We start from the raw sequence: 22,538 nt of genomic DNA, 5'->3' as shown, positions 1-22,538 counted from the left end.
GAGAATAGCATGGATATGTCAGAAAATGTTATTGAACAACTTGACTATACCCTATGTACATATCCATTTGATCTACCAATTGAATATGAAAAATATATAGAGGATGCATTTATTAAAAAAAAAGGAGTGTTTAACTTCTCTAAAAATATCCATTACCTAAAGAGTAGGGGATTTTTTTCTTCGAAAAGTTATGAAGAGATAAGTGAATTCCAATTTAATATGGACCTTGATACGCATGAGCATATTGTTTGGAAGGGAATGCGCAAGAAAAATTATCTACCTGCTGCATTTACATTTGCATATAGGATACTTTGTGGATTTTCAAAAGAATATCCAGAATATATTCTTGTAGCGCTAATACAGGCGCAATTAATAACATATCCGGCTCCAGAGCCTATACGGACAACAGATCCAGGATCAAGAGTTTCCTTTTATTTTTACAGCCCTTGTGCTGATGGTGCTAAAGATCTTTATTGGTATAAAAATAGTCCGCCATACTGCAAAAAATCTATGTATTGGCGATTTAGCACATTTGATATTCCTTTACTTAGCTGGATGATTACAAAGACAAAACACGAAAATCGTGAAATTAAAAATACTAAAAGGCGCGAAAGATCCAAAACAAAAAATATATCTAACTATATATAATTTGTAGATAATCTTACTGTGAGGCATATTTCATGAAATACATTTTTTGCAATATTAGATAGTGAGATACATGAAAATAGAGAATTTTTTTATTTCGTACAACATCCCCAAAAACTGTCGTATGCATCAATAGCATTTTGTTTTGTACAAAATACTATGAAAACTAAGAAGAATTTATTTTATTTCCTTAACAAGCAATTTAAATTCCCAGAATTGGGATGCTTTAAATGATGCATAGTATGCGATCTAGAACATATTAAACAAAAAAAATTATAGTTATGCATGATAAAATTGAAATAGATGATAAAATATTATCTATATATTTATCATGCCTGGTTACCGCTGTATTAACATGGGAAAAACATTCTTATCGGCATATGTTTATACCAATTTTTTTAGTTGAAGATAAGGAAAATGTCATGAAAATACTTCATTCTGCGGATATAAATGGGGAGTTTAATATTTTGAGGAAACAGATTTTTTTGTCTTAGTACAATAAATAATTCCAATAAGGATTTCTATCTTATATGGCCCTCACCCCGACCCAGGTGGCGGCCCTGACCCAGGACATCATCTGGCTGGAAGAAGAAGAGCACATGGGCCGGAAGGTGCTTGTGCCCCACCTCTACCTGGCCTCGGCCACCCAGCAGGACATCGCGCCCGGCGGCGGCGTGCAGGCCAAAAACGTCTACATCAATGCCGGTAAAGGCATTCTGAACGAAGGCCGCATCAACGGCGAAAACGTGAACCTGGCCTCGGTCAATATCGAAAACACCGGCGGCCTGCTGCGCGGCGGCAGCCTGAACCTCACGGCCCTGAACGACATTGCCAACAACAGCGGCTTCCTCCAGGGCGGGGACATCAGCCTGAAGGCCGGGGGCAACATCGTCTCGCAAACCCTGACCCGCCCCGACGCGGGCAATGCCGCCCACCAGCACGTGCTGGCCCAGGGCGGCATCGAGGCCACGGGCACTGTGACGGCCGTGGCGGGCAACGACCTGGCCATCCGGGGCTCCACGCTCAGCGCGGGCGGCGACGTGACCCTGGCCGCTGGGCGGGACATGACTGTGGGCACCGTTACCGAGGAGTTTCACCTTGACGGCGGCTCGCGCAGTTGGGAGCACCGCGTCACCCACACCGGCTCCAACGTGGCGGCGGGCGGCAACCTGAACATGACCGCCGGGCGGGACATGACCGTGGCCGGTTCCCAGGTGGGCGCGGGCGGCGACGCCCAACTCGCGGCGGGCGGCGATCTGTCCGTGGTGGCCGTGCAGGATACGTTCAGCTCCTTTGTCAAGGCCGAGTCCGGCAAGGGCGGCCTGTTCTCCTCCAGCTCCAAGTCCACCTATACCCAGGACTACCGCACCAGTAAATCCTCCACTGTGGCCGCCGGGGGCAATCTCAGCCTGCTGGCCGGGGTTTCGGGCCTGACGCCCGGCATCCCCACGCAGACCGGCCACGCCTCTGTGGTGGGCTCCAATCTGGTCAGCGGCAAAGACCTCACCGTGGCCGCCAGCGGCAACATCAATGTGGCCTCTGCCCAGAACACCTACTTTTACAGTTATTCCAAATCCTCCACCGGCGCGCTGGGACTGAGTTCCTCGTCCAAAAAGGAAGGTAAGGCCACCGTGACCCAGGTGGCCTCCAACCTCGTCGGCCAGAACGTCACCCTGGACGCGGGCAAGAGCGTCAGCCTCACGGCCTCCAACCTGAACGCCGTGGGCAATATCAACCTCACGGCCCGCGACGGCGACGTGGCCGTTGTGGACGGCAAAAACCAGTCCACGTCCTGGTATTACAAAAAGCAGACCGGCTTCGGCCTGGGCGGGGGCGGCTCCTTTGCCAGCTTCTACGGCACCGAGGGCAAGAAGGAGCAAAGCGCGGGCAGCACCAGCAAGGGCTCGGCACTGGCCGCCGGGCAGGACATCACGCTCACGGCCTCGCGCGACGCGGCCATTGTGGGTTCCAGCCTCAGCGCGGGCAATAACGTGACCATCAATGCCGGACGGGATGCCAACATTCTCGGCGGCACCAGCACCTCCTCCCACAGCAAGGAAAAATTTGCCTCCGGCTTCGGCGTGGAAGGCATCCTGGGCCTGGACAAGACCAGCTTCTTCATGGGCTATCAGGAAACGGCCAAGGGCAACGCCAAGGCCAACACGCAAAATGCGGCCAGCCAGATCACGGCCAATAACGACATCACGGTCAATGCCGGGCAAAACGTCAACATGGCCGGTTCCCGGCTGGCCGCGGCCCAGGATTTGAACATGGCCGCGGGCAAGGATATCAACCTCCTCCAAGCCACGGACACGGCCAGCGCCAGCGCTTATGAAAAAACCCTGCGCGCGGGCCTGAGCCTGACCCTGGAACAGAATCTGACCAGCAACGCCCAGCAGGTCTACCAGAATGCCAAGACCGCCGTAGAGGCTAACGGCCTTTTGGATTCGGCGCAGAGCGGCTTCAAGGCCGTCAACGGGGTGGGCCAGACTCTGACCAACTCCAGCGCTTCCGCCAGTCTGACACTGGGTGTGAATGCCAGCCAGAGCAGCAGCGAAAGCCATGCCACTACAGCAGTGCCGACAGAACTTGCCGCCGGACAGGATATGAACCTCACTGCCGGGCAGGACCTGACCATGCAGGGCACCCAGGCCCAGGCGGGCAAGGACATGACCTTGGTCGCCGGGCACGACCTGAACATTCACGCCGCACATTCCTCGCAAAGTTCATCCAGCGACAAGGGCGGTATTAATGCCGGTCTGGGTGTAAGCGCATCAGTAAATAAAAGCGGCTATACGTTGGGCGTTAATGGTTCCCTTGCCCTGAACGGCGAGCAAGGGGACAGCAGCGGGCTCAAGCATGACAATGCCACACTGGTGGCCGGAGAAAAGCTGACCACCGTGTCCGGGCAGGACACTACCGTGGCAGGAGCCAACCTCACCGCCAAGGATGTGGACATGACTGTGGGTCGCGATCTTATCGTGGCCAGCTTACAGGATTCCAGCTCGTCCCATACCAACAGCTACAACGCCGGGGCCAGCGCTACAGTGGGCTACGGGGCCGACGTCAGCGTGACTCAGGGAGCCAACTTGGGCTTTGGCTTCCAGAACAGCAACGGCAAGGCCGTGGGCGAGCAGACTTCCATCCTGGGCAGCGACAGCGTGAATATCTACACGGAAAATAATACGCATGTGGCCGGAGCCATCATTGCCGCTCTCAACGACAATCTCAAACTGGATACCGGCACTCTGAGCTATGAGAATATCGTCAGCAAGACTACGGAAACCAGCATGAGCGCGGGTATCAAATGGGGACAGACATTTAAGCCCGGAGGGACATCATCTGCTCCGATTGATAAGGGGGATAATAATACCTTATCTCAAGGGGGAAAAAATCCTAGTAATTTGCCTAATAATGAGTTGTATCCTGATGCTAAGCCTTGGATGAAAAATTTAGTGGAAACGCAAAAGAACCTGCAAACGTGGTGGAAGGGGTTTAAGGAAGAAAGCTTGCACAATATCTCACCGGACAAGTTTTCTTACAGTTACAAGAAAACGACCCAGACCGCCTACGCGACCATCGGCAAGGGCGAGATCATCGTGCGCGACAATCCCGGCCAATCTTTAGACGGCCTGAATCGTGATCCTTCTCAGGCCATGCAGACTGAACAGACAACTAATGTAAATATCAATCTAAATCCAGCCTTTACCTATGTGGACACCATACTAAACCCGAATAGGACAACCAATGTGTTGAATACCTTGAATGAACTCTCCACAGACCCCGGCGGCTTCTTTAAAAGAATCTTTACGGGTCTGTTCGGCGGCGACAAGAACAAAGGCAAAGATAAAAAGGAAGACGGGGCTTCCCAACCGACTGGAGAGAAGAAACCCACAGCGGCTGAACAAGCCTTGCAGGGGCTAGGTAATGATCCGATGGCTTTTCTCCATGAAGCATTGGGTAATATGTTTGTCACACCTCCGGCCCAAAAGGGCGCTCCTGCAACGCCGACATCTAATGCCGGAAGGTAGGAGACAATATGTACAAAAATATTGCCTTGCTCTGTGTATTTGTACTGCTCTGTGCCTGCGGCCCTTTACCGAAATATAATAAAAGTGGATTATGGGGTAAATATCCAGAAAATTTTGTTGATTCAGATGGTTTTACACTTTGGATGCCCTCAAATATGCATGCCAGACAAGGAATGTATGCATATGTTGTTCAACGATATATAGATGAATGTATGAATGGAGATTATATTGGAGGGAAATATGAACCATCTGGAGACGTTTACAAAATACTCAAAGATGGAACAAAAATATATGCATATTATTATGACGAAGATACAGATGTTGGAGTTAATGCACTAGCATTCAATTTAACGCCAATGCAGATGAATATTGGATATGATGTTGTGTTCAATATTTATGTAGATAAAGATGAAAAAATTACTAGGTGTAAGTATATGCGAATAAGAAATTGAGTATAATTTCTCTGCACGGATAGGCCTTGCTCGTTTTATAGGGAAGAGATAGTTTTTAGAGAAAAAATAACTTATATAGAATATTATATAAATAACCATGCCACCATCGGCAAGGGCGAGATCATCGTACGCGATAACCCCGGCCACTCATTGGACGGTCTGAACCGCGATCCATCCCAGGCATTGAAAACTGAGCAGACCGCCAATGTCAATATCGATTGGAAACCAGCATTCAGTTATGTGAATACCGTGCTGGACGGTTGGGGCGTCCCCTCTATCCTTACAGGGACATTTAAAACTTCTTTGACGATCCTAAAATCTTTTTGAATAAGCTACAGGACAATTTGGCCAAGAGTATTCCGTTGCTGAAACGGCCGAAGCAAAATGGGGACAATACGGCGCTACCAGATACACAAACGCCATCCCCCACGTCAATGCCGCCGACTCCCGATGCGCAAGCTAGAACACAACTTTAGGAAATAATCATGCGCAATATTTTTTTCTTGGCTGTTGTCTATTGCCTACTTTTTGGCTGTGGTTTTGGAGGGTTCGTGGATAAATGCGTCAACGGCCCTCCTCCTAGCCCTCCACGCGAGCCTCTGCGTGACACAGAGACAGGGGAAATTATTAAAATGTGGGTTCCCCGAAAGATGATCAGCTTGTCCACTTGGCCGTTTCAAGCCAGAGGCGAAGAAGATAGATGCTCTAATGGGTATTATATAGGGAAAAATATCGCTGATCTTTTCCCCACACAGCGCGGTATTTATAAGGTTCTACCTAATTATGGGAATCGAATATGGGCGTATTATTATTACTATGGAGAAGATATGCCTGGTTTTGATACTACAGATTGGTATATAACAGTATTTAACATTTACGCAGATAAAAATGGCCGTATTTATGGTTGTTATTGGGGGAAGTTTCCAGGCGATTATCGTGTAAAACACGGTACATCTGACGGCATCCGGCCATGACCGCAAGGCCTCTCCGTACGGAGAGGCCTTACTCGTTTTATAGGGGAGAGATAATTTTCAAGAAAGAAAAAAACAGATAATTTATATTATTGTCTTTGCCTATGCCACCATCGGCAACGGGGAAATCATAGTGCGCGATAATCCCAGCCAGTCCTTGGACGGTCTGAACCGCGATCCGTCCCAAGCCTTGAAAACTGAGCAGACAACTAATGTAAACATCAATCTGGATCCGGCCTTTACCTATGTGGACACCATACTAAACCCGAATAGGACAACCAATGTGTTGAATACCTTGAATGAACTCTCCACAGACCCCGGCGGCTTCTTTAAAAGAATCTTTACGGGTCTGTTCGGCGGCGACAAGAACAAAGGCAAAGATAAAAAGGAAGACGGGGCTTCCCAACCGACTGGAGAGAAGAAACCCACAGCGGCTGAACAAGCCTTGCAGGGGCTAGGCAATGACCCCATGGCTTTTCTTCATGAAGCCTTAGGTTATATGTTTGTCACACCTCCGGCCCAAAAGGGCGCTCCTGCAACGCCGACATCTAATGCCGGAAGGTAGGAGACAATATGTACAAAAATATTGCCTTGCTCTGTGTATTTGTACTGCTCTGTGCCTGCGGTCCTTTACCAGTGCGGAATGAAAGTGGCCTTTTTGGCCGATTCCCAGAAAATTTTGTAGATACAGATGGATTTACTCTCTGGATGCCCAAAAACATGCATGCAAGGCAAGGGATGTATGCCTATGTCGTCGAACGTCAAATGAATTATTGTGGAAATGGCGACTTCAAAGGAGGGAAATATGAAGAAGTGGGTGATGTATATAAAAATCTTCCTAATGGCTCACGCGTATATGCATATTATTATTATGACGAGGATGTAGATGTTGGCGTTAATGCTCCTGCATTTAATTTAACACCAACACAGATAAAAGTATATTATAAGGTTATTTTTAATATAACTGTCGACAAAAACGGCATAGTAACAGGATGTAAATGCATGAGAATACGAATTTAAAAAATCATGCATATTCATATGAATTTGTTCTGGGCTAATATGTGAAACCCTACCTAATCGTGGGAATTCCAGGCCAGAGGCGAAGAGGTTCGCTGCTCCAGCGGCCATTATTGGGATAAAAAAGATTGGGAACTGGTATCCCAGTCATGGAGATAAAATTGAGGCATATTATTATGGAGAGGATATGCCGGAATTTGACACAATAGATTTGTATCTAACTGTATTTAATATTTATACCTATCCGCATGGAGAGATTTATGCTTGTTATTGGGCAAAATTTCCGAGTGAATATCGCCTGGAGCACGGAACATCTGACGGCATTCGGCCATGACCGCAAGGCCTCTCTTCACGGAGAGGCCTTGCTCGTTTTATAGGGGAGAGATAATTTATATTATTGCCACTGCCTATGCCACCATCGGCAAGGGGGAGATCATTATGCGCGACACCCCCGGCCAGTCTTTGGACGGTCTGAACCGCGATCCATCCCAGGCATTGAAAACTGAGCAGACCGCCAATGTCAACATCGACTGGCAACCAGCCTTCAACTATGTGAAAACCATGCTGGACGGTTGGGGCGTCCCGTCTCTGACTACTGGCACTTTTGATTTCTTTGCCGATCCCAAGGGCTTTTTGAATGATATTCAGGATAACTTAGCTAAAAGTATTCCTTTATTGAAACGACCAGAACAGAAAAAGGAAAGCCCATCAACGCCCACGGCCCAAGCGCCAAATTCCGAGGCAACGCCGTCTGTTCCCGCAGCGCCGGGCGCCGTACAAAGGTAGACTTATATGCGTAACCTTCTTTTGTTGCTGGCTGTCTGCGGTCTACTTTCTGGTTGCTTGAAAGAGGTTATATTTGGAAGCGACAAAACCGCTTCCCCTAGGGCCTGTTAACACTATTTCAGAGCTATAACAATCAACGCAAAGACGACAAAGGCCAGGAACATGACATCGAGCTTATCGAAGCGAGTAAAAACACGGCGGAAGCCTTTGAGCCTCCTGAAAAGCCGTTCTACCTCATTACGTCTTTTGTATAGCTCTTTGTCATACTCCCACGGTTTCAGTCGGTTGGGATTGGGCGGCACCACCGGAGTGAAGCCCAACTCACGTCCCAAGCGAGTCGTTTCATTACCCTCATATGCGCCATCCATAAGCAAGCTGCACGGCGCTGGCATCGGCCCCAACTGGACAAGCAGCCTGCGCCCCTCGGGGGCATCGCCGGCGTTGCCGGGAGTGAGGCTGAAATTCAACGCGCATTCAGCATTCGCGGCAACCATATGAAGCTTGGTCGTCCAGCCGCCTCTGGACTTTCCGATGGACTGCGGACCTGTTTTTTTAAGGCCCCTGTTCCATCGGGATGAACCTTAACAATAGTACTGTCGAGAGAAACTGCTTCTATTTTAAGGCGGAGTATCTGCTCTTGTTGAAGGCGTTCAAATATACGGTCAAGAACTCCGTTCTTGCTCCAGCGGTTCATGCGCGTGTAGATGCTGTGCCAACAGCCAAAATTTTTCGGCAGTCCACGCCATTTACACCCATGCTCCGCAACGTACAGAATCGCATTCAACACCTGGAGATTGTCAAAACGGACATTACCTCTTTGGCGCGGGAAGCAGTCAGCGATTCTCTCATATTGTTCGCGAGTAATTTGCATAAGACATTCTTACGGAATACTCGCTCTTTGTCAAATAGTGTTAACAGGCCCTAGGACAGAGCAGGACGCTTTGCACAATCCTGTAACAGGGGAAGTGGTTAAAATATGGATGCCTGACGATATGCGCCAAACTGCTGCTTGGCCATTTCAGGCTAGAGGCGAGGAAGCACGCTGCTCCAACGGGCACTACTTGGGTAAAAATGATTGGGAACTTTTCCCCAGCCAACGTAGTATTTATAAAATATTGCCAAATAGTGATAGAATATGGGCCTATTATTATTACGGGGAAGATATTCCTGGATTTACAACAACAAAATGGTATATAACAGTTTTTAATATTTATGCGCACTCCAATGGGGAAATTTATGGCTGTGTCTGGGATAAATATCCAAGTAGCTATCGATCAAAATATAGTACATCCGATGGAATTAATCCGAATATTCATCCACCGCGTTGAAAAATACAACCTATTCTTGCAAGGCCTCCCATCGCGGGAGGCCTTGCTCATTTTATAGGGGAGCGATAATTTTCAGGAAAGGAAAAACAGATAATTTATATTATTGTCACTGCCTACGCGACCATCGGCAAGGGCGAGATTATTGTGCGCGACAATCCCAGCCAGTCCCTGGATGGCCTGAATCGCAACCAGAACAAGACTACCAGTGAAAGCCAGAGCGTCACCAATATCAACTACAAAGCGGCCTTTACTTATGTGGATGAGGTCGTGGCGATGCAGGGCATCCCCTATGCTCTGAAGGATGCCAATGAAATATGGGAAGACCCTAAAGGTTTTTTGGGGAATCAGTGGATAAATGTCCAAGATGCCTTTGCTGGTCTAAAAAGTTCTTTCAGCCAGCTTTGGGATACCTTGAGCGGCAAAGAAAAGCAGTCGGAGCAACCCAAAGCGATGCCGCCTGTTGACAATACTCCTCAACAGTAAAGCAAGAAGAGTCAGTCATGCGCATAGTTAACGCCCTTGTCCTTTGTTTTGTATTACTTTGCAGCTGCCGTCCCGTTGGAACAGTTACCCAGCAAGATTTTCCAGGTGTATGGTTTCCACCAGAGGCAGAAAGCATGTATGGCGAGAGCGATCTTGATGCAAATAGAGAATGGAGGCTATGCGGAAATGGACATTATATAGGATTTTCAATCAATAATATGGATCATAGAAAAACAAAAAAATGTAAACAAATAGAAAATGGAGATACAATATGCACATACTATTATTGGTATAAAATAGATGATGCGTATGAAAATTCCATACCATGGACTGCTGTATTTAATATAAAATATAATTCACAAAAAATTGTCTATTGGTGCAAGGGGCAAAGAACAATAGGCTACCCATAATTGACTAGAGAATTCAAATTTTGAAATATTCAAACAAATTGTGTTGAAATTGTGTCAACTTTCAACGCCAATTCTATTTTATCCTGCAATAAATTGAATTTAGACGCACGATGCAGCCTCGTGGCCGCTAGGATAATTTTTATTGCCCCAATACACATGATATAGTACATCCATTAAGTAGATATGAAAAAAATATTTTTTGCGCTTATATGCTATTGCCTCCTTGCTGGATGTGGTGAGGCAATACAAAGTCAATTCTATGCTGCGCACTTGCCTGCAAGCGTGCAAAAGCAACAAATGCCTTGCGCTCAAATTGATGTGGAGGTAGATCGTTGCCTGAATGGATATTATAATAACATAAAAATAACGGATGAGAAATTTGAAGGGAAAAACCTCTCCTTTCTTGATTTTGAAAATGGAGAGAAGCTATACTATGCGGAATATTATTGCGAATGGGTTAGTGCCTTTACTTGTTGTAAAAAATCTCTTGGTTTTAATGTTACGGTGAATGCTCAAGGCATGACTCAAAACAGCATTGGAGAAAAAGTTGTTGATTGTTGGCTATGCTCGAAATGGGAATAGGAATGGCATTCCTTGCACCGCAATGGGGAGCGCGTCACCAGTAAATCCTCCACTGTGGCCGCCGAGGGCAATCTCAGCCTGCTGGCCGGAGTTTCGGGCCTGACGCCCGGCGCATCCACGCAGACCGGCCACGCCTCGGTGGTGGGCTCCAATCTGGTCAGCGGCAAGGACCTTACCGTGGCCGCCAGCGGCAACGTCAACGTGGCCTCGGCCCAGGACACCTACTTTTACAGTTATTCCAAATCCTCCACCGGCGCGCTGGGACTGAGTTCCTCGTCCAAAAAGGAAGGTAAGGCCACCGTGACTCAGGTGGAATCCAACCTCATCGGCCGGAATGTCACCCTGGACGCAGGCAAGAGCGTCAGCGTCACGGCCTCCAACCTGGCCGCCGTGGACAATATCAACCTCACGGCCCGCGACGGCGACGTGGCCGTTGTGGACGGCAAAAACCAGTCCACGTCCTGGTATCACAAAAAGCAGACCGGCTTCGGCCTGGGCGGGGGCGGCTCCTTTACGAGCTTCTACGGCACCGAGGGCAAAAAGGAGCAAAGCGCGGGCAGCACCAGCAAGGGCTCGGCACTGGCCGCCGGACAGGACATCACGCTCACGGCCTCACGCGACGCGGCCATTGTGGGTTCCAGCCTCAACGCGGGCAATAACGTGACCATCAATGCCGGACGGGATGCCAACATTCTCGGCGGCGCCAACACCTCCTCCCACAGCAAGGAGAAGTTTGCCTCCGGCTTCGGCGTGGAAGGCATCCTGGGCCTGGACAAGACCAGCTTCTTCATGGGTTATCAGGAAACGGCCAAGGGCAACGCCAAGGCCAACACGCAAAATGCGGCCAGCCAGATCACGGCCAATAACAACATCACGGTCAATGCCGGGCAGAACGTCAACATGTCCGGTTCCCGGCTGGCTGCGGCCCAGGATTTGAACATGGCCGCGGGCAAGGATATCAACCTCCTCCAAGCCACGGACACGGCCAGCGCCAGCGCCTATGAAAAAACACTGCGCGCGGGCCTGAGCCTGACCCTGGAACAGAATCTGACCAGCAACGCCCAGCAGGTCTACCAGAATGCCAAGACCGCCGTAGAGGCTAACGGCCTTTTGGATTCGGCGCAGAGCGGCTTCAAGGCCGTCAACGGGGTGGGCCAGACTCTGACCAACTCCAGCGCTTCCGCCAGTCTGACGCTGGGTGTGAATGCCAGCCAGAGCAGCAGCGAAAGCCATGCCACTACAGCAGTGCCGACAGAACTTGCCGCCGGACAGGATATGAACCTCACCGCCGGGCAGGACCTGACCATGCAGGGCACCCAGGCCCAGGCGGGCAAGGAGATGACCTTGGTCGCCGGGCGAGATCTGAATATCCACGCCGCCGTCTCCACGGCGGACAGTGACTCTCAGAACAGTTCCTGGGGCGCGAGCGTGGGGCTGAAAGCCACCGTCAGTAAAAACGGCCCGGATTTTGGTCTCAGTGCCGACGGCCAGTTGGGCATGGGCTGGAGCGACAATGAGGGAACGTTCTATCACAACGCCAAGGTGACCGCCGGGGAAAAGCTGACGACGGTCTCCGGTCAGGACACCACTGTGGCCGGGGGCAATCTTACGGGCAAGGACGTGGACATGACCGTGGGCCGCAATCTCACAGTGGCCAGCAAGCAGGACACCGGCGAAGGCTCGTCCGGCCAGTTTACTGTCAGCGCCGGGGCTACTGTTGGCTATGGGGCCGATCTGAAGCTGCCCGGCCTTTCCAATGCCGTCGATGCGGCCAAATCCATCACCCCCAAAGCCGGACTCACTGTCGGCAACGGCAGCGCCGAAAAGCGTTGGGTCACGGAGCAGTCCTCCATTCTGGGCACGGACAGCGTAACTATCCGCACGGAAAAAAATACCCATGTGGCGGGCGCCATCATTGCCGCGCTTAATGACAACCTCAAGTTGGATACCGGTACCCTGAGTTATGCGAACCTCCACGGTGTGGATAATTCGTCCAACACCTCGTGGGGGGTCAATTGGGTGAACCAGTTCAAGTGGAATGAAAAGAATGGACAATCTGAAGATGTAGGAAAGGAAGATGGATCTGCAACTTTGAATCCGCAAAAAAATTCAGAAAGTAATGATGGTAAGATAGAAATTCCGCATTTTGCATGGGTAGATGGAATATTAAATGGTCAAGATGCGTTGCAAAGTGGCTGGAAAAAGGTAAAAGAAAAACTCATGTTCTCGCCTGGTGCATACAGCCACCAGAGCACGGAGAAAACTCAGATCGCCTATGCCACCATCGGCAAGGGTGAAATCATTGTGCGTGACAATCCCGGCCAATCTCTGGGTGGACTGAACCGCGATCAGAACAAGACCACCAGTGAAAGCCAGAGCGTGACCAATATCAATTACAAAGCAGCCTTCACCTATGTAGATGATGTTATTGCCATGCAAGGCATTCCCTATGCCCTGAAGGATGCCAATGAAATGTGGGAGGATCCCAAGAATTTTTTGGGGAACCAGTGGGTGAACGTCCAGAATGCCTTTACTGGCCTAAAAACTTCTTTCAGCCAGCTTTGGGATAAACTGAGTGGAAAAAAGGAACAGTTGGAGCCTTCCCAACCAACGCCGCCTATTGGCAATAATCCGCAACAGCAGGGCAAGGGAGGCTAGACATGCGCATGTTTTTGACACCATTTTGCTTTTCTTTGCTTTGCTTTGCTTTGCGGTTGCCGCAGCATAGGAAGCGTTACCCAGCAAGATTTTGCAAAAATATGGTTTCCTCCTGAAACAAGAGGTATGTATGGTGAAAGAGATATACGGGCACTTACAGAATGGAAACGTTGTCGGGATGGATATTATATCGGATTTTCAATCCATAATATGGATGGAAGAAAACTACAAACTTGTAAATCAATAGAAGATGGAAAAACAATGTGTGCATATTATTATGAATATGAATTAGACGATGGAGGTGGAAATAATATTCCATGGATTGCAGTCTTTAATATAAAATATAATTCACAGGGTGTTGTATATGGATGTAAGGCACAGAGGACAATGGGGTATGCGTATTGAAGTTTTAGTTTGAAAGAAACTATATGTTTAATATAGATGATCCAGGGAAAAAAGATGAGAATTTTTTTCAGCATAGCACTTTGCTGTCTCCTTGCTGCATGTGGCGGAAAGACTGTGGACAATAAATTGTTTGCTGTGGCTTGGGCTCCACAGGATGCGCCGCAGAGTGAGATAAGCCCGGAACAGGCGGCCACGGAGATTTCACGTTGCCTGGGGCAAAAAGATGTCGGCACGGCCATAACCGATCCGGCATTTGATAAAGAGAGAGCTTTCGCTGTCAAACAGTTGCAAGATGGAGATATGCGTTATGCCCAGATTTATTACTACTATGGCGACACGTTCATGTTGATTACGGAACGCTTTGCCATTGCGCTGAATTTTACCACGGACAGCAAGGGGAAGATCAGGGAATGCCTTGTAGAAAAGATCAGCGAGTTGGTCCACAAATAGTGCGCAAATGAGCAAGGCCTCCCGGCGAAGGGAGGCCTTGCTCATTTTGTAGAGGGCGGTAATTTTGCAGGAAGCGGTCATAACATAAGTTTATTTTTATATAATAATATATTTATATAAAATACCTTTTTCCACGGTGGCAGCAAAGGAAGAAATTACTGTGCGTGATAATCCCGACCAGTGGACAGGCTGAATCGCAACCCGTCGCAAGCCTTCAAGAGCAAGCAGGCCGACAATCACTTTTTACCCAACCGCTTCATTGTCCTCCACCAGCATCAGGCCGCTGTTAGGACCCGGCCGCCATAATGGCTGGCCGGGTCCGTCAACGCCTCACAAAAGCCCTCCCCTATTTCCAGCGGGCCAGGAAATCCGCCGCGCTTTCACCGGCATCCACGTGTTTCAGCAAAGCGCTGCCGAAGACCACGGCGTCGGGCCAGGCCTCGGTGGGCAGTTCCGAAAGCTGCGAGGGCTCGCGCAGGCCGAAGCCCAAGGCCAGCGGCAGGGAAAAAACCTTGCGCGCCCGTTTCATGGTGGCCGCCACCTGTGGAGCCAGGCCGCCGCGTTCGCCCGTTATGCCCATGACCGAAACCACATAGACATAGCCCTGGCCTTCGGCGGCATAGAGAGCCATGCGCTCCTCGCTGGTATTGGGCCCCACCAGAGGAATCAGGGCGATGCCGTATTTGCCCAGCGCGGCCCGCATGGGCGCGGACTCCTCATGCGGCAGGTCCGGCACGATCAGGCCGTGCACCCCGGCTTTTTCCGCGTCGCGGCCCAGTTCTTCCAGACCATACTGCAAAAAGGGATTGAGATAGCCCATAAGCACCACGCCCGCCTTGATCAGACCCTTGCGCCGGGCCATCTCCTTCAGAAGGTCGCGCAGGTTGACGCCGTCGCTCAAGGCGCGGCGCGAGGCCTCCTCCACCACCGGGCCGTCGGCCACGGGATCGGAAAAGGGCACGCCGATTTCAATGACGTCCGCGCCGTTTTCATCCAGTTCCATCAGCGTGGGCCAGAAGCGGGCGCTGTCGGGAAAGCCCGCGGTCAGAAAGGGGACCAGCGCCGGACGTCCGGCGGCCGTGGCCTTGCGGATTTTTTCTTCAAGCACATGCATGACTATACCTCTTTTTCGGCAAGCGCCGCGCGAATGATGTCCATGTCCTTGTCGCCCCGGCCCGAGAGATTGACCACCACGTGGCTGCCGGGCGTGAATTCCTGCGGATGGTCCAGCACCCAGGCCAGCGCGTGCGAGGATTCCAGGGCGGGCAGTATGCCCTCGCTCCGGCAGAGCCGCAAAAAGGCGGCCAGGGCGTTGGCGTCCTTGACCATGCCGTAATGCACGCGGCCGCTTTTGTGCAGGAAGGCGTGTTCCGGCCCCACGCCGGGATAGTCCAGACCGGCGGAAATGGAGTGCGAAGGCTCGATCTGGCCGTCATTGTTCTGCAACAGCATGCTGTAATTGCCGTGCAGCACGCCGGGCGTGCCCAGGTTCAGCGGCGCGGAATTGAAGCAGCCCGTCTCGCCGGTGCCCGCTGCCTCCACGCCGACAAGCCGCACGTCGGCATCCTCCAGGAAAGGATGAAACATGCCGATGGCATTGGAGCCGCCGCCCACGCAGGCCACCACGGCATCCGGCAGCCTGCCGGTCTTTTCCAGCATCTGGGCGCGGGTTTCCCGGCCGATGACGCTTTGCAGCCTGCGTACCAGGGTAGGGAAAGGGTGCGGCCCGGCGGCCGTGCCGAAACAGTAATGGGTTGTCTGCTGGCTGGCGATCCAGGCCCGCAGGGCCTCGTTGATGGCGTCCTTGAGCGTGCGGGTGCCGCTCTGCACGGCGTGCACCTCGGCGCCCAGCAGTTTCATGCGCCGGACATTGGCGGACTGACGCTCCACATCCTCGCCGCCCATGTAGATGACGCAATCCATGCCCAGACGCGCGGCGGCCGCCGCCGTGGCCACGCCGTGCTGGCCCGCGCCGGTTTCCGCCACCAGGGCCGTCTTGCCCATGTATTTCGCCAGCAGGGCCTGGCCCAGGGTATTGTTGACCTTGTGCGCGCCGGTATGCAGCAAATCCTCGCGCTTGAGCCAGAGGTTGAAACCCAGTTCCTCCGAAAGCGTGGGGCAAAGGGTCAGAGGCGTGGCCCGACCGGCGTAATTGCGCAGAAGGTCGTCCAGCTCCGCCTGAAATTCGGGCGTGGGCATGATCTCGCGCATGGCCGCTTCCACTTCCAGCAGCGGCGGCATGAGCAGCTCGGGCACAAAGCAGCCCCCGAATTCACCGAAATAACTGTCTTTCATTTCACTTACCCGTTGCCTTTGGTTGTGCCGCGGCTCTCACCGCCGCCGCCATTTTCCGCAAATTTTTCCGGCCCGGCGCATCCTCGATGCCGGAATTGAAATCCACGCCGTCAGGCGCGCACTGCTTCAACGCCCGTTCCACATTGTCCGCGTTAAGCCCTCCGGCCAGCAGCCAGGGATGCGGAGCTCTGAGCCCGTACAGGTCCTGCCATTCCAGACGCCTGCCGCTGCCGCCCCCGGCCAGGCCCGCGTCCAGCAGATACCAGGCGCAGGTTTCGGCATACTTTTGCAGCTCATTGTGCAGCAGGGCCCGATGCATGTAGCGGTCCGGCCAGAGCACCCGGATGACCCGCTCCGCGCCCACGTCCCGCGCGCAGGCCACGCTCTGTCCGCCGTGCAGCTGGGCCAGATCCAGCCGGGCTTCGCGCATGATGCGCGCGATCTCACCGGCGTTCTGCTCCACAAACACGCCCACCCGCTGCATGGAGCCGCTTTGCAGGCGCGCGGCCTGTTCCGGAGCGATGGAGCGCGGACTTTTGGGGTGAAAAATAAAACCGCAGAAACGCGCGCCCAGACGCGCGGCTTCATCCACATCCTCCTGACGGGTCAGGCCGCAGATTTTACTCAGCATGACTATTCTCTCCCCTAAGTTCGTCGCTGTCCACTGCCTCCGACACAGAACAATGGCCCAGTTTGTCGCCGGACAGGGGACGGTCCGACAGGGCCGCCAGGGCCGCGCCGGGCTTCCCCTTCTCCATCAGAGCCGTACCCACCAGGGCGGCCTGGTAGCCCGCTTCGGCGGCCTGGACCAGATGTTCCGCGTGGCTGATGCCGCTGGCCGCCACCCAGATTTCGCCGTTTTCCGGCGGGCAGGAACGGGCCAGAGACAGGCAGGCCGCGCGGTCCACGGCAAAAGTCTGCAGATCCCTGGCATTGACCTGGATGATGCGCGCCCCGCTCTCGCGGGCCAGGCGCAGATCCGCCGCGTCAAAGATTTCCACCACGGCGTGCAGACCGAAGCCTTCGGCCTCTTCCCGCAATTGCCGCAGCAGGCGGGCCTCTGGCGTGAGCCGCACGATAAGCAGCAGGGCTGAAGCCGGGGTGGCCGCCGTGGCCCGGACCTGCAGGGAATCAAAGATAAAGTCCTTGCGCAGCAGCGGCAGAGGCGCGGCCGGATACAGGCCGGGCGCGGCCGCCCGCGTCAGAAAATCCAGCCTGCCGTGAAACCAGATTTCTTCCGTGAGGATGGACAGGGCGTCGGCCCCGGCCGCCGCGTACTGGCGGACCACCTCTTCCACGTCCAGATCCTCGCGGATGCCCCCGCGCGAGGGCGAGGCCCGCTTGTACTCGGCCACCACGGCCAGGGGAGCTCCCGAGGCGGGCAGGCTCAGAGCCGCTGCAAAATCCGGCCGGGGGGACGTCAGCGGTTCGGGCAGGGTCCCCCTCTCCGCCGCCAGCCGCAGGGCCGCCACTTCGGCCTGCTTGGCCTGATGAAAACGTTCAAGCCGCATGCAGCACCTTCCTGCCCAGACCGGCGCTGACCGCTTCGCGGGCGCGGGCCATACACAGGGCCATATCCATGTTTTCCTCCAGCAGGTAGACGGCCAGGCCCACGTTCAGCGCCACCATGTCCAGCATGGCGCGGGAGCCGTTGCCCTCCAGCAGTTCCTTGAGCACATCCACGGCTTCCTCCTTGCTGTGCACGGCCAGATCCTCGGGCGTGCAGGAGCGGATGCCGAAATCCGCCGGGTCCAGGGCCAGGGGCTTGATTGTGCCGTTATGCAGCAGGGAGATTTCAGCCGGACCCATGGGCGTCAGCTCATCGTAGCCGCCCGCGCCGCAGACCACGGCGGCCCGGTAGAGCGGCGACTGAAGCAGGGTTTCCGCCACCAGGGGCACCAGTTCCGGACGGGCCACGCCCATCAGCAGATGGCTGGGCCGGGCCGGGTTGATCATGGGGCCCAGGATGTTGAAGAGCGTGCGAACGCCCAGTTCCTTGCGCAACGGGCCGATGTTCCTGAAAGCCGGATGGAAATGCGGGGCAAAGAGAAAAGCGAAATTGCGCCGCCGCACCATTTCGGCCACGGAAGCCGGATTTTCGTCCAGGGCGATGCCCAGGGCTTCCAGCGCGTCGGCGCTGCCGCACTTGGAGGACACGGCCCGGTTGCCGTGCTTGACCACCTTGTAGCCCATGCCCGCCAGCACCAGGGAGGTGGCTGTGGAACAATTAAAGGAATTGCGCCCGTCGCCGCCCGTGCCCACCACGTCGATGCTCGTACCGGAAATGCCGTCCACCCGCACGGCGCGGGCCAGGGCAGCGCGGGTGGCGTGGGCCAGCTCCAGGGCGCTTTCGCCCTTCATGCGCAGGCCCATGAGAAAGCTGCCCGCCTGGGCCGGACTCATCTTGCCGTCCATGAGCGAAGAAAACCCCGTGGCGGCCATTTCAGCCGTGAGATCCTCCTTGCGGGCCAGGCACTCCAGTATGGCGGTGAGGCTGGCGGCCTCGTTATCCTTGCTCAGGACGGCCCGCGGGAAATTGCCCAGCAGGCGCAGCCCCTCGGGCGTGAGCACGGATTCGGGATGAAACTGCACGCCGACCCAGGGCCGGTCATTGTAGCGCAGGGCCATGACCTCGCCTTCCGGGGCCCGCGCGGTGACCGTGAAGCGGGGATTGGCAGCGTCCTCGTCGGCGCGGACCACCAGAGAGTGATAGCGCCCCACCTTCATGGGATTGGGCAGGCCGCTGAACAGGCCCGTGCCGTCGTGCACGATTTCCGACTGTTTGCCGTGCATGATGCAGGGGCCCACTTCCACTCCGGCCCCGGCGTGCAGACCCAGAAGCTGATGCCCCAGGCAGACGCCGAGCACCGGTACGCGCGGATCGACGCGCTTGAGGAATTCCGGGCAGAGGCCCGCGTCGGCGGGATGTCCCGGCCCCGGCGAGATGCAGACCATGCTCAACCCCGGGTCCGAGGCCGCCTCCAGCACGGCGGGGTCATCGTTGCGCAGCACGCGCGGCGTATGCCCCAGGGCGTAAAAAGCCTGCACCAGATTGTAGGTGAAGGAATCATAATTATCGATGAGCAGAAACATATTCTTCGTCCTCCGCCCGCAAGACCAGGCGCATGATGGCTGATTTGTTGCACACTTCCTTCCATTCCAGTTCCGGGTCGGAATCATGGACAATGCCGCCGCCCGCCTGCCAGAAGAGCTTGCCGTCGCGCACCCACATGCTGCGGATGGTGATGCCCGTGTCCAGGTTGACGCTCCCCCGGTCCAGGCCCAGCCAGCCGATGCAGCCCGCGTAGGGCCCGCGCGCCCGGCCTTCCAGTGTGCGGATGATTTCCATGGCCCGCACCTTGGGTGCGCCGGAAACCGTGCCCGCCGGAAAGGAAGCGGCCAGCACGTCCAAAGCGTCCAGTCCGTCGGCCAGACGCGCCGTGACCCGGCTGGTCAGGTGCATGACGTGGGAGTAGCGTTCCACTTCCATGTAGCGTTCCAGATTGACGCTGCCCGGCCGGGCCACGCGGCCCAGGTCGTTGCGGCCCAGATCCACCAGCATGACATGCTCGGCCCGCTCCTTGGGGTCGTCGCGCAATTCGGCGGCCAGCCGGGCGTCTTCCAGATCGTCCCTGCCCCGCCGCCGTGTGCCCGCGATGGGCGAGAGCTGCAAACGCCCTTCCGTGCAGCGGACCATGACCTCCGGCGAGGAGCCAAACAGGGTCAGATCCGGGAAGCGCATGTAAAACATGTAGGGAGAGGCATTGAAGCGGCGCATGCGCCGGTAAAGCTCAAAGGGATTGCCCGCGAAAGGCGTGAAAAACCGCACCGACGGCACGACCTGAATGGCTTCGCCCCGGCGCAGCATCTCCCTGATCCGCTCCACATAGGCCTTGTAGCCCGCCTCGCCGGGTTCCGCTCTGATTGCGTCCGGATCAAGCCCCGTGCCGCTGTTTCCGTTGGCGGCGGACTCGACCGCCTCATGGGCGCTGCGCAGGGGACGATGCTCGCCCAGGCTGATCTGGCAGAGGCGATTGTAGAGATGGTCGAAAACCAGCACCGTGCCGGGCAGGGTCAGCAGGCAGTCCGCCTCTTCCGGGGGCATGACGGAGGCCAGCTTGGCGTTGAACAGCCCGGCCATGCCGAAGCCCAGATAGCCGTACAGGGCACGGGTGATAGGCGGCAGACCGGCGATGTTTTCCGGCGGCGTGATCTCCAGGCGACGCATGAGCGCGCGCAGGCCTTCCACAAAGGGCTGCCCCTCCAGGTCGCCGAGCGGCGCGAAGCGCTGGTCCTCCACGCGCAGGGCCAGCCTGCCCTCCCGGCAGGAGATGAACAGGGCCATGTCGCAGGCCAGAATGCTGTACCGGCCCCAGCGTCCGTCCACTTCGGCGCTTTCCAGCAAGATGCCGTTGCCCGCGCCTACCATGCCCATAAACAGGCTGATGGGCGTGTCCATATCCGCCGGCAGCCAGCGTGCGGATTGCCGCACTTTCAGCGGCGGCCGCGCATTCCCTGTGTCTTTCATCTTCCTTGTCCTTGTGTGTGGTGGAAACAAAAAAAGCGCCGTCTCACGGGGAGACGGCGCTCACAATAGCTGACCTGAACGAACGGAACTCTTATGCCCGCACGTCTCCCCCCCGCATGTTGATGCGCCACCACCAGCCCATAAAGCTGTCAGCAAAGAAGGTGGTCGGGAAAGCGTGCATCGCAAAATCCTTGGCTGTTTTCAAAATCCGTTGTGTTTTCAGGCTCTACACAAAGTGCCGGAGCTTGTCAAGACCGGGCGATGTTTATCAGGGGCATTCCGGCAAACGCTTCCTCGGTAATTATTTTAGTGGGCTTGTCGCATGGATGAGGTTTTGTGTGCCCTTCGGCAAGTAGACTTTATGCCTTCCGGCGTCTGGGCCGCCTATCGTTATCGTTGCTGTCTTTATCCGTACGGCTCGCAAGCTCGCCTACGGCTAAAGCTCGAGGCGCGCGGCAGGGGGCCGGGGGCGAAGCTGCCCCCAGACCCCCTACAAGCCCCTGCCCCCGCTGGGCATTGTAATGCTTGAACGCGGCGTCCCACGGGTCTTGCTCGCGTGGCTCGCTGCGCCCCGAAATCGCCGCGTACCAACATTCAGCGGCTGAACATCTCCTTCTCAACGACCGTCAGCGGATGGCATTGCGCGACGCGGAGGGAGGCGGAAGCCGTTTGCGGCTTGCCGCATTATGGATGCCGACAGCAACGATAGACGCCCAAAACGGCAACGGAGTGGTGTGCTCTGCCCGGCTTTATGCCGGGTTTCTTTTTGGGTTTGCACCCATATCAGCATTATTGCCGGGTCGATAGCTCCTAATACAAAACCCCTCGGGGAAATAAGAGCAGCGCTCCATGTAGCGTAGTTGAGTCCCGGCATTTCTCATTTAAAAATGCCGACGCAACTAACTACATAGAGTTTTTATATCAGGTCCAACCCCTCATTCTATCGGCATCCCCATCGACACTATTACCGCTCTGGTCGGCAAGCGACAGGAAACGGCGGAAGCCATGCTGCCTTTTGCCGTTACGCGAGCACTGAAAAGGATTCAGCAAAAACGGAAGACGGCGCGAAACTCACCGGGCACGGCCATAAGCCGGGAGAATACTGTCAGTACCACTTGCCGCCGTATGCCCTCACGGAAAAAGGCGAGCTTCTTGAGCAGTATAAGGCCGAGAATATCGCCGCCGCCCTGGACGCCATTTACAACGAGTTTTTCGCCACGGTCTTTCTTATGAAGGGCTATGACGCCGACAGCAAGATAACCAACTTCACTCTTTACCAGATTGGAGAACTGCTGTCGCGTTCGCTGGGGATGTTGAGCCAAACCGGTTCCGTCCTGGCCGATTATAACTTGATGCATGTGCGGCGGATTCCGACCGCATAAGATAAAGGCGGTCCCGGAAAATCTCCGGGGCCGCCTTCTAGAGCAGTTTACACATAGAATTATCGCTTAACGGCGAAGTAAATTCACGTTGAGATATTTTCAATATCAAAACGCT

General features: G+C 54.3%; 22 protein-coding genes. 15 read left to right on the top strand and 7 right to left on the bottom strand.

Annotated features, from left to right (window positions below; translation table 11 throughout):
- Positions 1 to 9 precede the first annotated feature (9 nt).
- The 8 genes from HMPREF0326_RS16995 (at position 10) to HMPREF0326_RS15620 (ending at position 7,902) form a co-directional block, all read left to right on the top strand.
- On the top strand, positions 10 to 648 hold the full coding sequence (locus HMPREF0326_RS16995) for a hypothetical protein (protein ID WP_009301313.1): 639 nt from the start codon (positions 10 to 12) through the stop codon (positions 646 to 648).
- Between the two features lie 527 nt (positions 649 to 1,175).
- Positions 1,176 to 4,676, top strand: coding sequence for a hemagglutinin repeat-containing protein (locus HMPREF0326_RS12790; protein ID WP_020990599.1), 3,501 nt, complete (start codon positions 1,176 to 1,178; stop codon positions 4,674 to 4,676).
- 8 nt (positions 4,677 to 4,684) lie between these two features.
- Entirely contained in the window at positions 4,685 to 5,128 is a 444-nt protein-coding gene (locus HMPREF0326_RS16990) for a hypothetical protein (RefSeq protein ID WP_147568332.1), read from the top strand.
- 485 nt (positions 5,129 to 5,613) lie between these two features.
- A complete protein-coding gene (locus tag HMPREF0326_RS16985; protein ID WP_147568331.1) occupies positions 5,614 to 6,102 on the top strand; it encodes a hypothetical protein in 489 nt (162 codons plus the stop codon).
- A gap of 130 nt (positions 6,103 to 6,232) precedes the next feature.
- Positions 6,233 to 6,664, top strand: a complete 432-nt coding sequence (locus HMPREF0326_RS17450) for a hypothetical protein (protein ID WP_008684797.1) — start codon at positions 6,233 to 6,235, stop codon at positions 6,662 to 6,664.
- 8 nt (positions 6,665 to 6,672) lie between these two features.
- Positions 6,673 to 7,119: a hypothetical protein gene (locus HMPREF0326_RS16975; RefSeq protein WP_147568330.1), complete on the top strand. Its 447-nt coding sequence runs from the start codon at positions 6,673 to 6,675 to the stop codon at positions 7,117 to 7,119.
- A gap of 184 nt (positions 7,120 to 7,303) precedes the next feature.
- The gene (locus HMPREF0326_RS16970) at positions 7,304 to 7,450 is read left to right on the top strand and encodes a hypothetical protein (RefSeq protein WP_156896233.1); all 147 of its coding nucleotides are present in this window, start codon (positions 7,304 to 7,306) and stop codon (positions 7,448 to 7,450) included.
- 104 nt (positions 7,451 to 7,554) lie between these two features.
- Positions 7,555 to 7,902: a chitosanase gene (locus HMPREF0326_RS15620; RefSeq protein ID WP_147568329.1), complete on the top strand. Its 348-nt coding sequence runs from the start codon at positions 7,555 to 7,557 to the stop codon at positions 7,900 to 7,902.
- Between the two features lie 113 nt (positions 7,903 to 8,015).
- Here HMPREF0326_RS15620 and HMPREF0326_RS16965 read toward each other — a convergent pair.
- A protein-coding gene (locus tag HMPREF0326_RS16965) for an IS5 family transposase (RefSeq protein WP_147568320.1) occupies positions 8,016 to 8,773 on the bottom strand; the annotation gives its coding sequence in 2 pieces (ribosomal slippage) (positions 8,016 to 8,449 and positions 8,449 to 8,773; 759 coding nt in all).
- A gap of 70 nt (positions 8,774 to 8,843) precedes the next feature.
- Here HMPREF0326_RS16965 and HMPREF0326_RS16960 point away from each other — a divergent pair.
- From HMPREF0326_RS16960 to HMPREF0326_RS12760, 6 genes are all read left to right on the top strand, one after another.
- Positions 8,844 to 9,230: a hypothetical protein gene (locus HMPREF0326_RS16960; protein WP_147568328.1), complete on the top strand. Its 387-nt coding sequence runs from the start codon at positions 8,844 to 8,846 to the stop codon at positions 9,228 to 9,230.
- Between the two features lie 144 nt (positions 9,231 to 9,374).
- Positions 9,375 to 9,713: a hypothetical protein gene (locus HMPREF0326_RS12770; RefSeq protein WP_008684799.1), complete on the top strand. Its 339-nt coding sequence runs from the start codon at positions 9,375 to 9,377 to the stop codon at positions 9,711 to 9,713.
- A 17-nt stretch (positions 9,714 to 9,730) separates the two neighbouring features.
- A complete protein-coding gene (locus HMPREF0326_RS16955; protein ID WP_147568327.1) occupies positions 9,731 to 10,123 on the top strand; it encodes a hypothetical protein in 393 nt (130 codons plus the stop codon).
- Between the two features lie 183 nt (positions 10,124 to 10,306).
- Positions 10,307 to 10,705: a hypothetical protein gene (locus HMPREF0326_RS16950; protein WP_147568326.1), complete on the top strand. Its 399-nt coding sequence runs from the start codon at positions 10,307 to 10,309 to the stop codon at positions 10,703 to 10,705.
- A 12-nt stretch (positions 10,706 to 10,717) separates the two neighbouring features.
- Positions 10,718 to 13,363 carry a hemagglutinin repeat-containing protein gene (locus HMPREF0326_RS12765; RefSeq protein WP_020990596.1) on the top strand — a complete coding sequence of 882 codons (2,646 nt, stop codon included), beginning with the start codon at positions 10,718 to 10,720 and terminating at the stop codon, positions 13,361 to 13,363.
- A 519-nt stretch (positions 13,364 to 13,882) separates the two neighbouring features.
- Complete coding sequence (locus tag HMPREF0326_RS12760) at positions 13,883 to 14,218, top strand: hypothetical protein (RefSeq protein WP_008684802.1); 336 nt, start codon at positions 13,883 to 13,885, stop codon at positions 14,216 to 14,218.
- Between the two features lie 346 nt (positions 14,219 to 14,564).
- On the opposite strand, the gene trpA is transcribed toward HMPREF0326_RS12760, so the two are convergent.
- The 6 genes from trpA to HMPREF0326_RS12730 are packed head-to-tail and all read right to left on the bottom strand — an operon-like array spanning position 14,565 to position 21,041.
- Positions 14,565 to 15,332, bottom strand: coding sequence for a tryptophan synthase subunit alpha (gene trpA, locus HMPREF0326_RS12755; protein WP_008684803.1), 768 nt, complete (start codon positions 15,330 to 15,332; stop codon positions 14,565 to 14,567).
- Positions 15,333 to 15,334: 2 nt separating this feature from the next.
- The gene (gene trpB, locus HMPREF0326_RS12750; RefSeq protein WP_008684804.1) at positions 15,335 to 16,513 is read right to left on the bottom strand and encodes a tryptophan synthase subunit beta; all 1,179 of its coding nucleotides are present in this window, start codon (positions 16,511 to 16,513) and stop codon (positions 15,335 to 15,337) included.
- 1 nt (position 16,514) lies between these two features.
- A complete protein-coding gene (locus HMPREF0326_RS12745; protein ID WP_008684805.1) occupies positions 16,515 to 17,144 on the bottom strand; it encodes a phosphoribosylanthranilate isomerase in 630 nt (209 codons plus the stop codon).
- Complete coding sequence (locus HMPREF0326_RS12740) at positions 17,134 to 18,024, bottom strand: indole-3-glycerol-phosphate synthase (protein WP_008684806.1); 891 nt, start codon at positions 18,022 to 18,024, stop codon at positions 17,134 to 17,136. The genes HMPREF0326_RS12745 and HMPREF0326_RS12740 overlap by 11 nt, the downstream gene beginning before the upstream one ends.
- Entirely contained in the window at positions 18,014 to 19,606 is a 1,593-nt protein-coding gene (gene trpD / locus HMPREF0326_RS12735; protein ID WP_008684807.1) for an anthranilate phosphoribosyltransferase, read from the bottom strand. Before trpD ends, HMPREF0326_RS12740 begins: the two co-directional genes overlap by 11 nt.
- Positions 19,587 to 21,041 (bottom strand): anthranilate synthase component I family protein, encoded by a 1,455-nt coding sequence (locus HMPREF0326_RS12730; RefSeq protein ID WP_008684808.1) that lies wholly within the window; start codon positions 21,039 to 21,041, stop codon positions 19,587 to 19,589. The genes trpD and HMPREF0326_RS12730 overlap by 20 nt, the downstream gene beginning before the upstream one ends.
- Positions 21,042 to 22,156: 1,115 nt before the next feature.
- Here HMPREF0326_RS12730 and HMPREF0326_RS17445 point away from each other — a divergent pair.
- Complete coding sequence (locus tag HMPREF0326_RS17445; RefSeq protein ID WP_008684809.1) at positions 22,157 to 22,423, top strand: hypothetical protein; 267 nt, start codon at positions 22,157 to 22,159, stop codon at positions 22,421 to 22,423.
- Positions 22,424 to 22,538: the final 115 nt, after the last annotated feature.

Origin of the sequence: Desulfovibrio sp. 3_1_syn3 (assembly GCF_000145315.2) — a bacterium.
GTDB lineage: Bacteria > Desulfobacterota > Desulfovibrionia > Desulfovibrionales > Desulfovibrionaceae > Desulfovibrio > Desulfovibrio fairfieldensis.
The sequence above is the reverse complement of the archived record's forward strand: the minus strand, read 5'-3'. Positions and strand labels throughout refer to the sequence as shown.

Coding starts and splice junctions, on each gene's coding strand:
- HMPREF0326_RS16995 (WP_009301313.1), top strand. CDS start 10: ATGGATATGTCAGAAAATGTTATTGAACAACTTGACTATACCCTATGT.
- HMPREF0326_RS12790 (WP_020990599.1), top strand. CDS start 1,176: ATGGCCCTCACCCCGACCCAGGTGGCGGCCCTGACCCAGGACATCATC.
- HMPREF0326_RS16990 (WP_147568332.1), top strand. CDS start 4,685: ATGTACAAAAATATTGCCTTGCTCTGTGTATTTGTACTGCTCTGTGCC.
- HMPREF0326_RS16985 (WP_147568331.1), top strand. CDS start 5,614: ATGCGCAATATTTTTTTCTTGGCTGTTGTCTATTGCCTACTTTTTGGC.
- HMPREF0326_RS16975 (WP_147568330.1), top strand. CDS start 6,673: ATGTACAAAAATATTGCCTTGCTCTGTGTATTTGTACTGCTCTGTGCC.
- HMPREF0326_RS16970 (WP_156896233.1), top strand. CDS start 7,304: ATGCCGGAATTTGACACAATAGATTTGTATCTAACTGTATTTAATATT.
- HMPREF0326_RS15620 (WP_147568329.1), top strand. CDS start 7,555: ATGCGCGACACCCCCGGCCAGTCTTTGGACGGTCTGAACCGCGATCCA.
- HMPREF0326_RS16955 (WP_147568327.1), top strand. CDS start 9,731: ATGCGCATAGTTAACGCCCTTGTCCTTTGTTTTGTATTACTTTGCAGC.
- HMPREF0326_RS16950 (WP_147568326.1), top strand. CDS start 10,307: ATGAAAAAAATATTTTTTGCGCTTATATGCTATTGCCTCCTTGCTGGA.
- trpA (WP_008684803.1), bottom strand. CDS start 15,332: ATGCATGTGCTTGAAGAAAAAATCCGCAAGGCCACGGCCGCCGGACGT.
- trpB (WP_008684804.1), bottom strand. CDS start 16,513: ATGAAAGACAGTTATTTCGGTGAATTCGGGGGCTGCTTTGTGCCCGAG.
- HMPREF0326_RS12745 (WP_008684805.1), bottom strand. CDS start 17,144: ATGCTGAGTAAAATCTGCGGCCTGACCCGTCAGGAGGATGTGGATGAA.
- HMPREF0326_RS12740 (WP_008684806.1), bottom strand. CDS start 18,024: ATGCGGCTTGAACGTTTTCATCAGGCCAAGCAGGCCGAAGTGGCGGCC.
- trpD (WP_008684807.1), bottom strand. CDS start 19,606: ATGTTTCTGCTCATCGATAATTATGATTCCTTCACCTACAATCTGGTG.
- HMPREF0326_RS12730 (WP_008684808.1), bottom strand. CDS start 21,041: ATGAAAGACACAGGGAATGCGCGGCCGCCGCTGAAAGTGCGGCAATCC.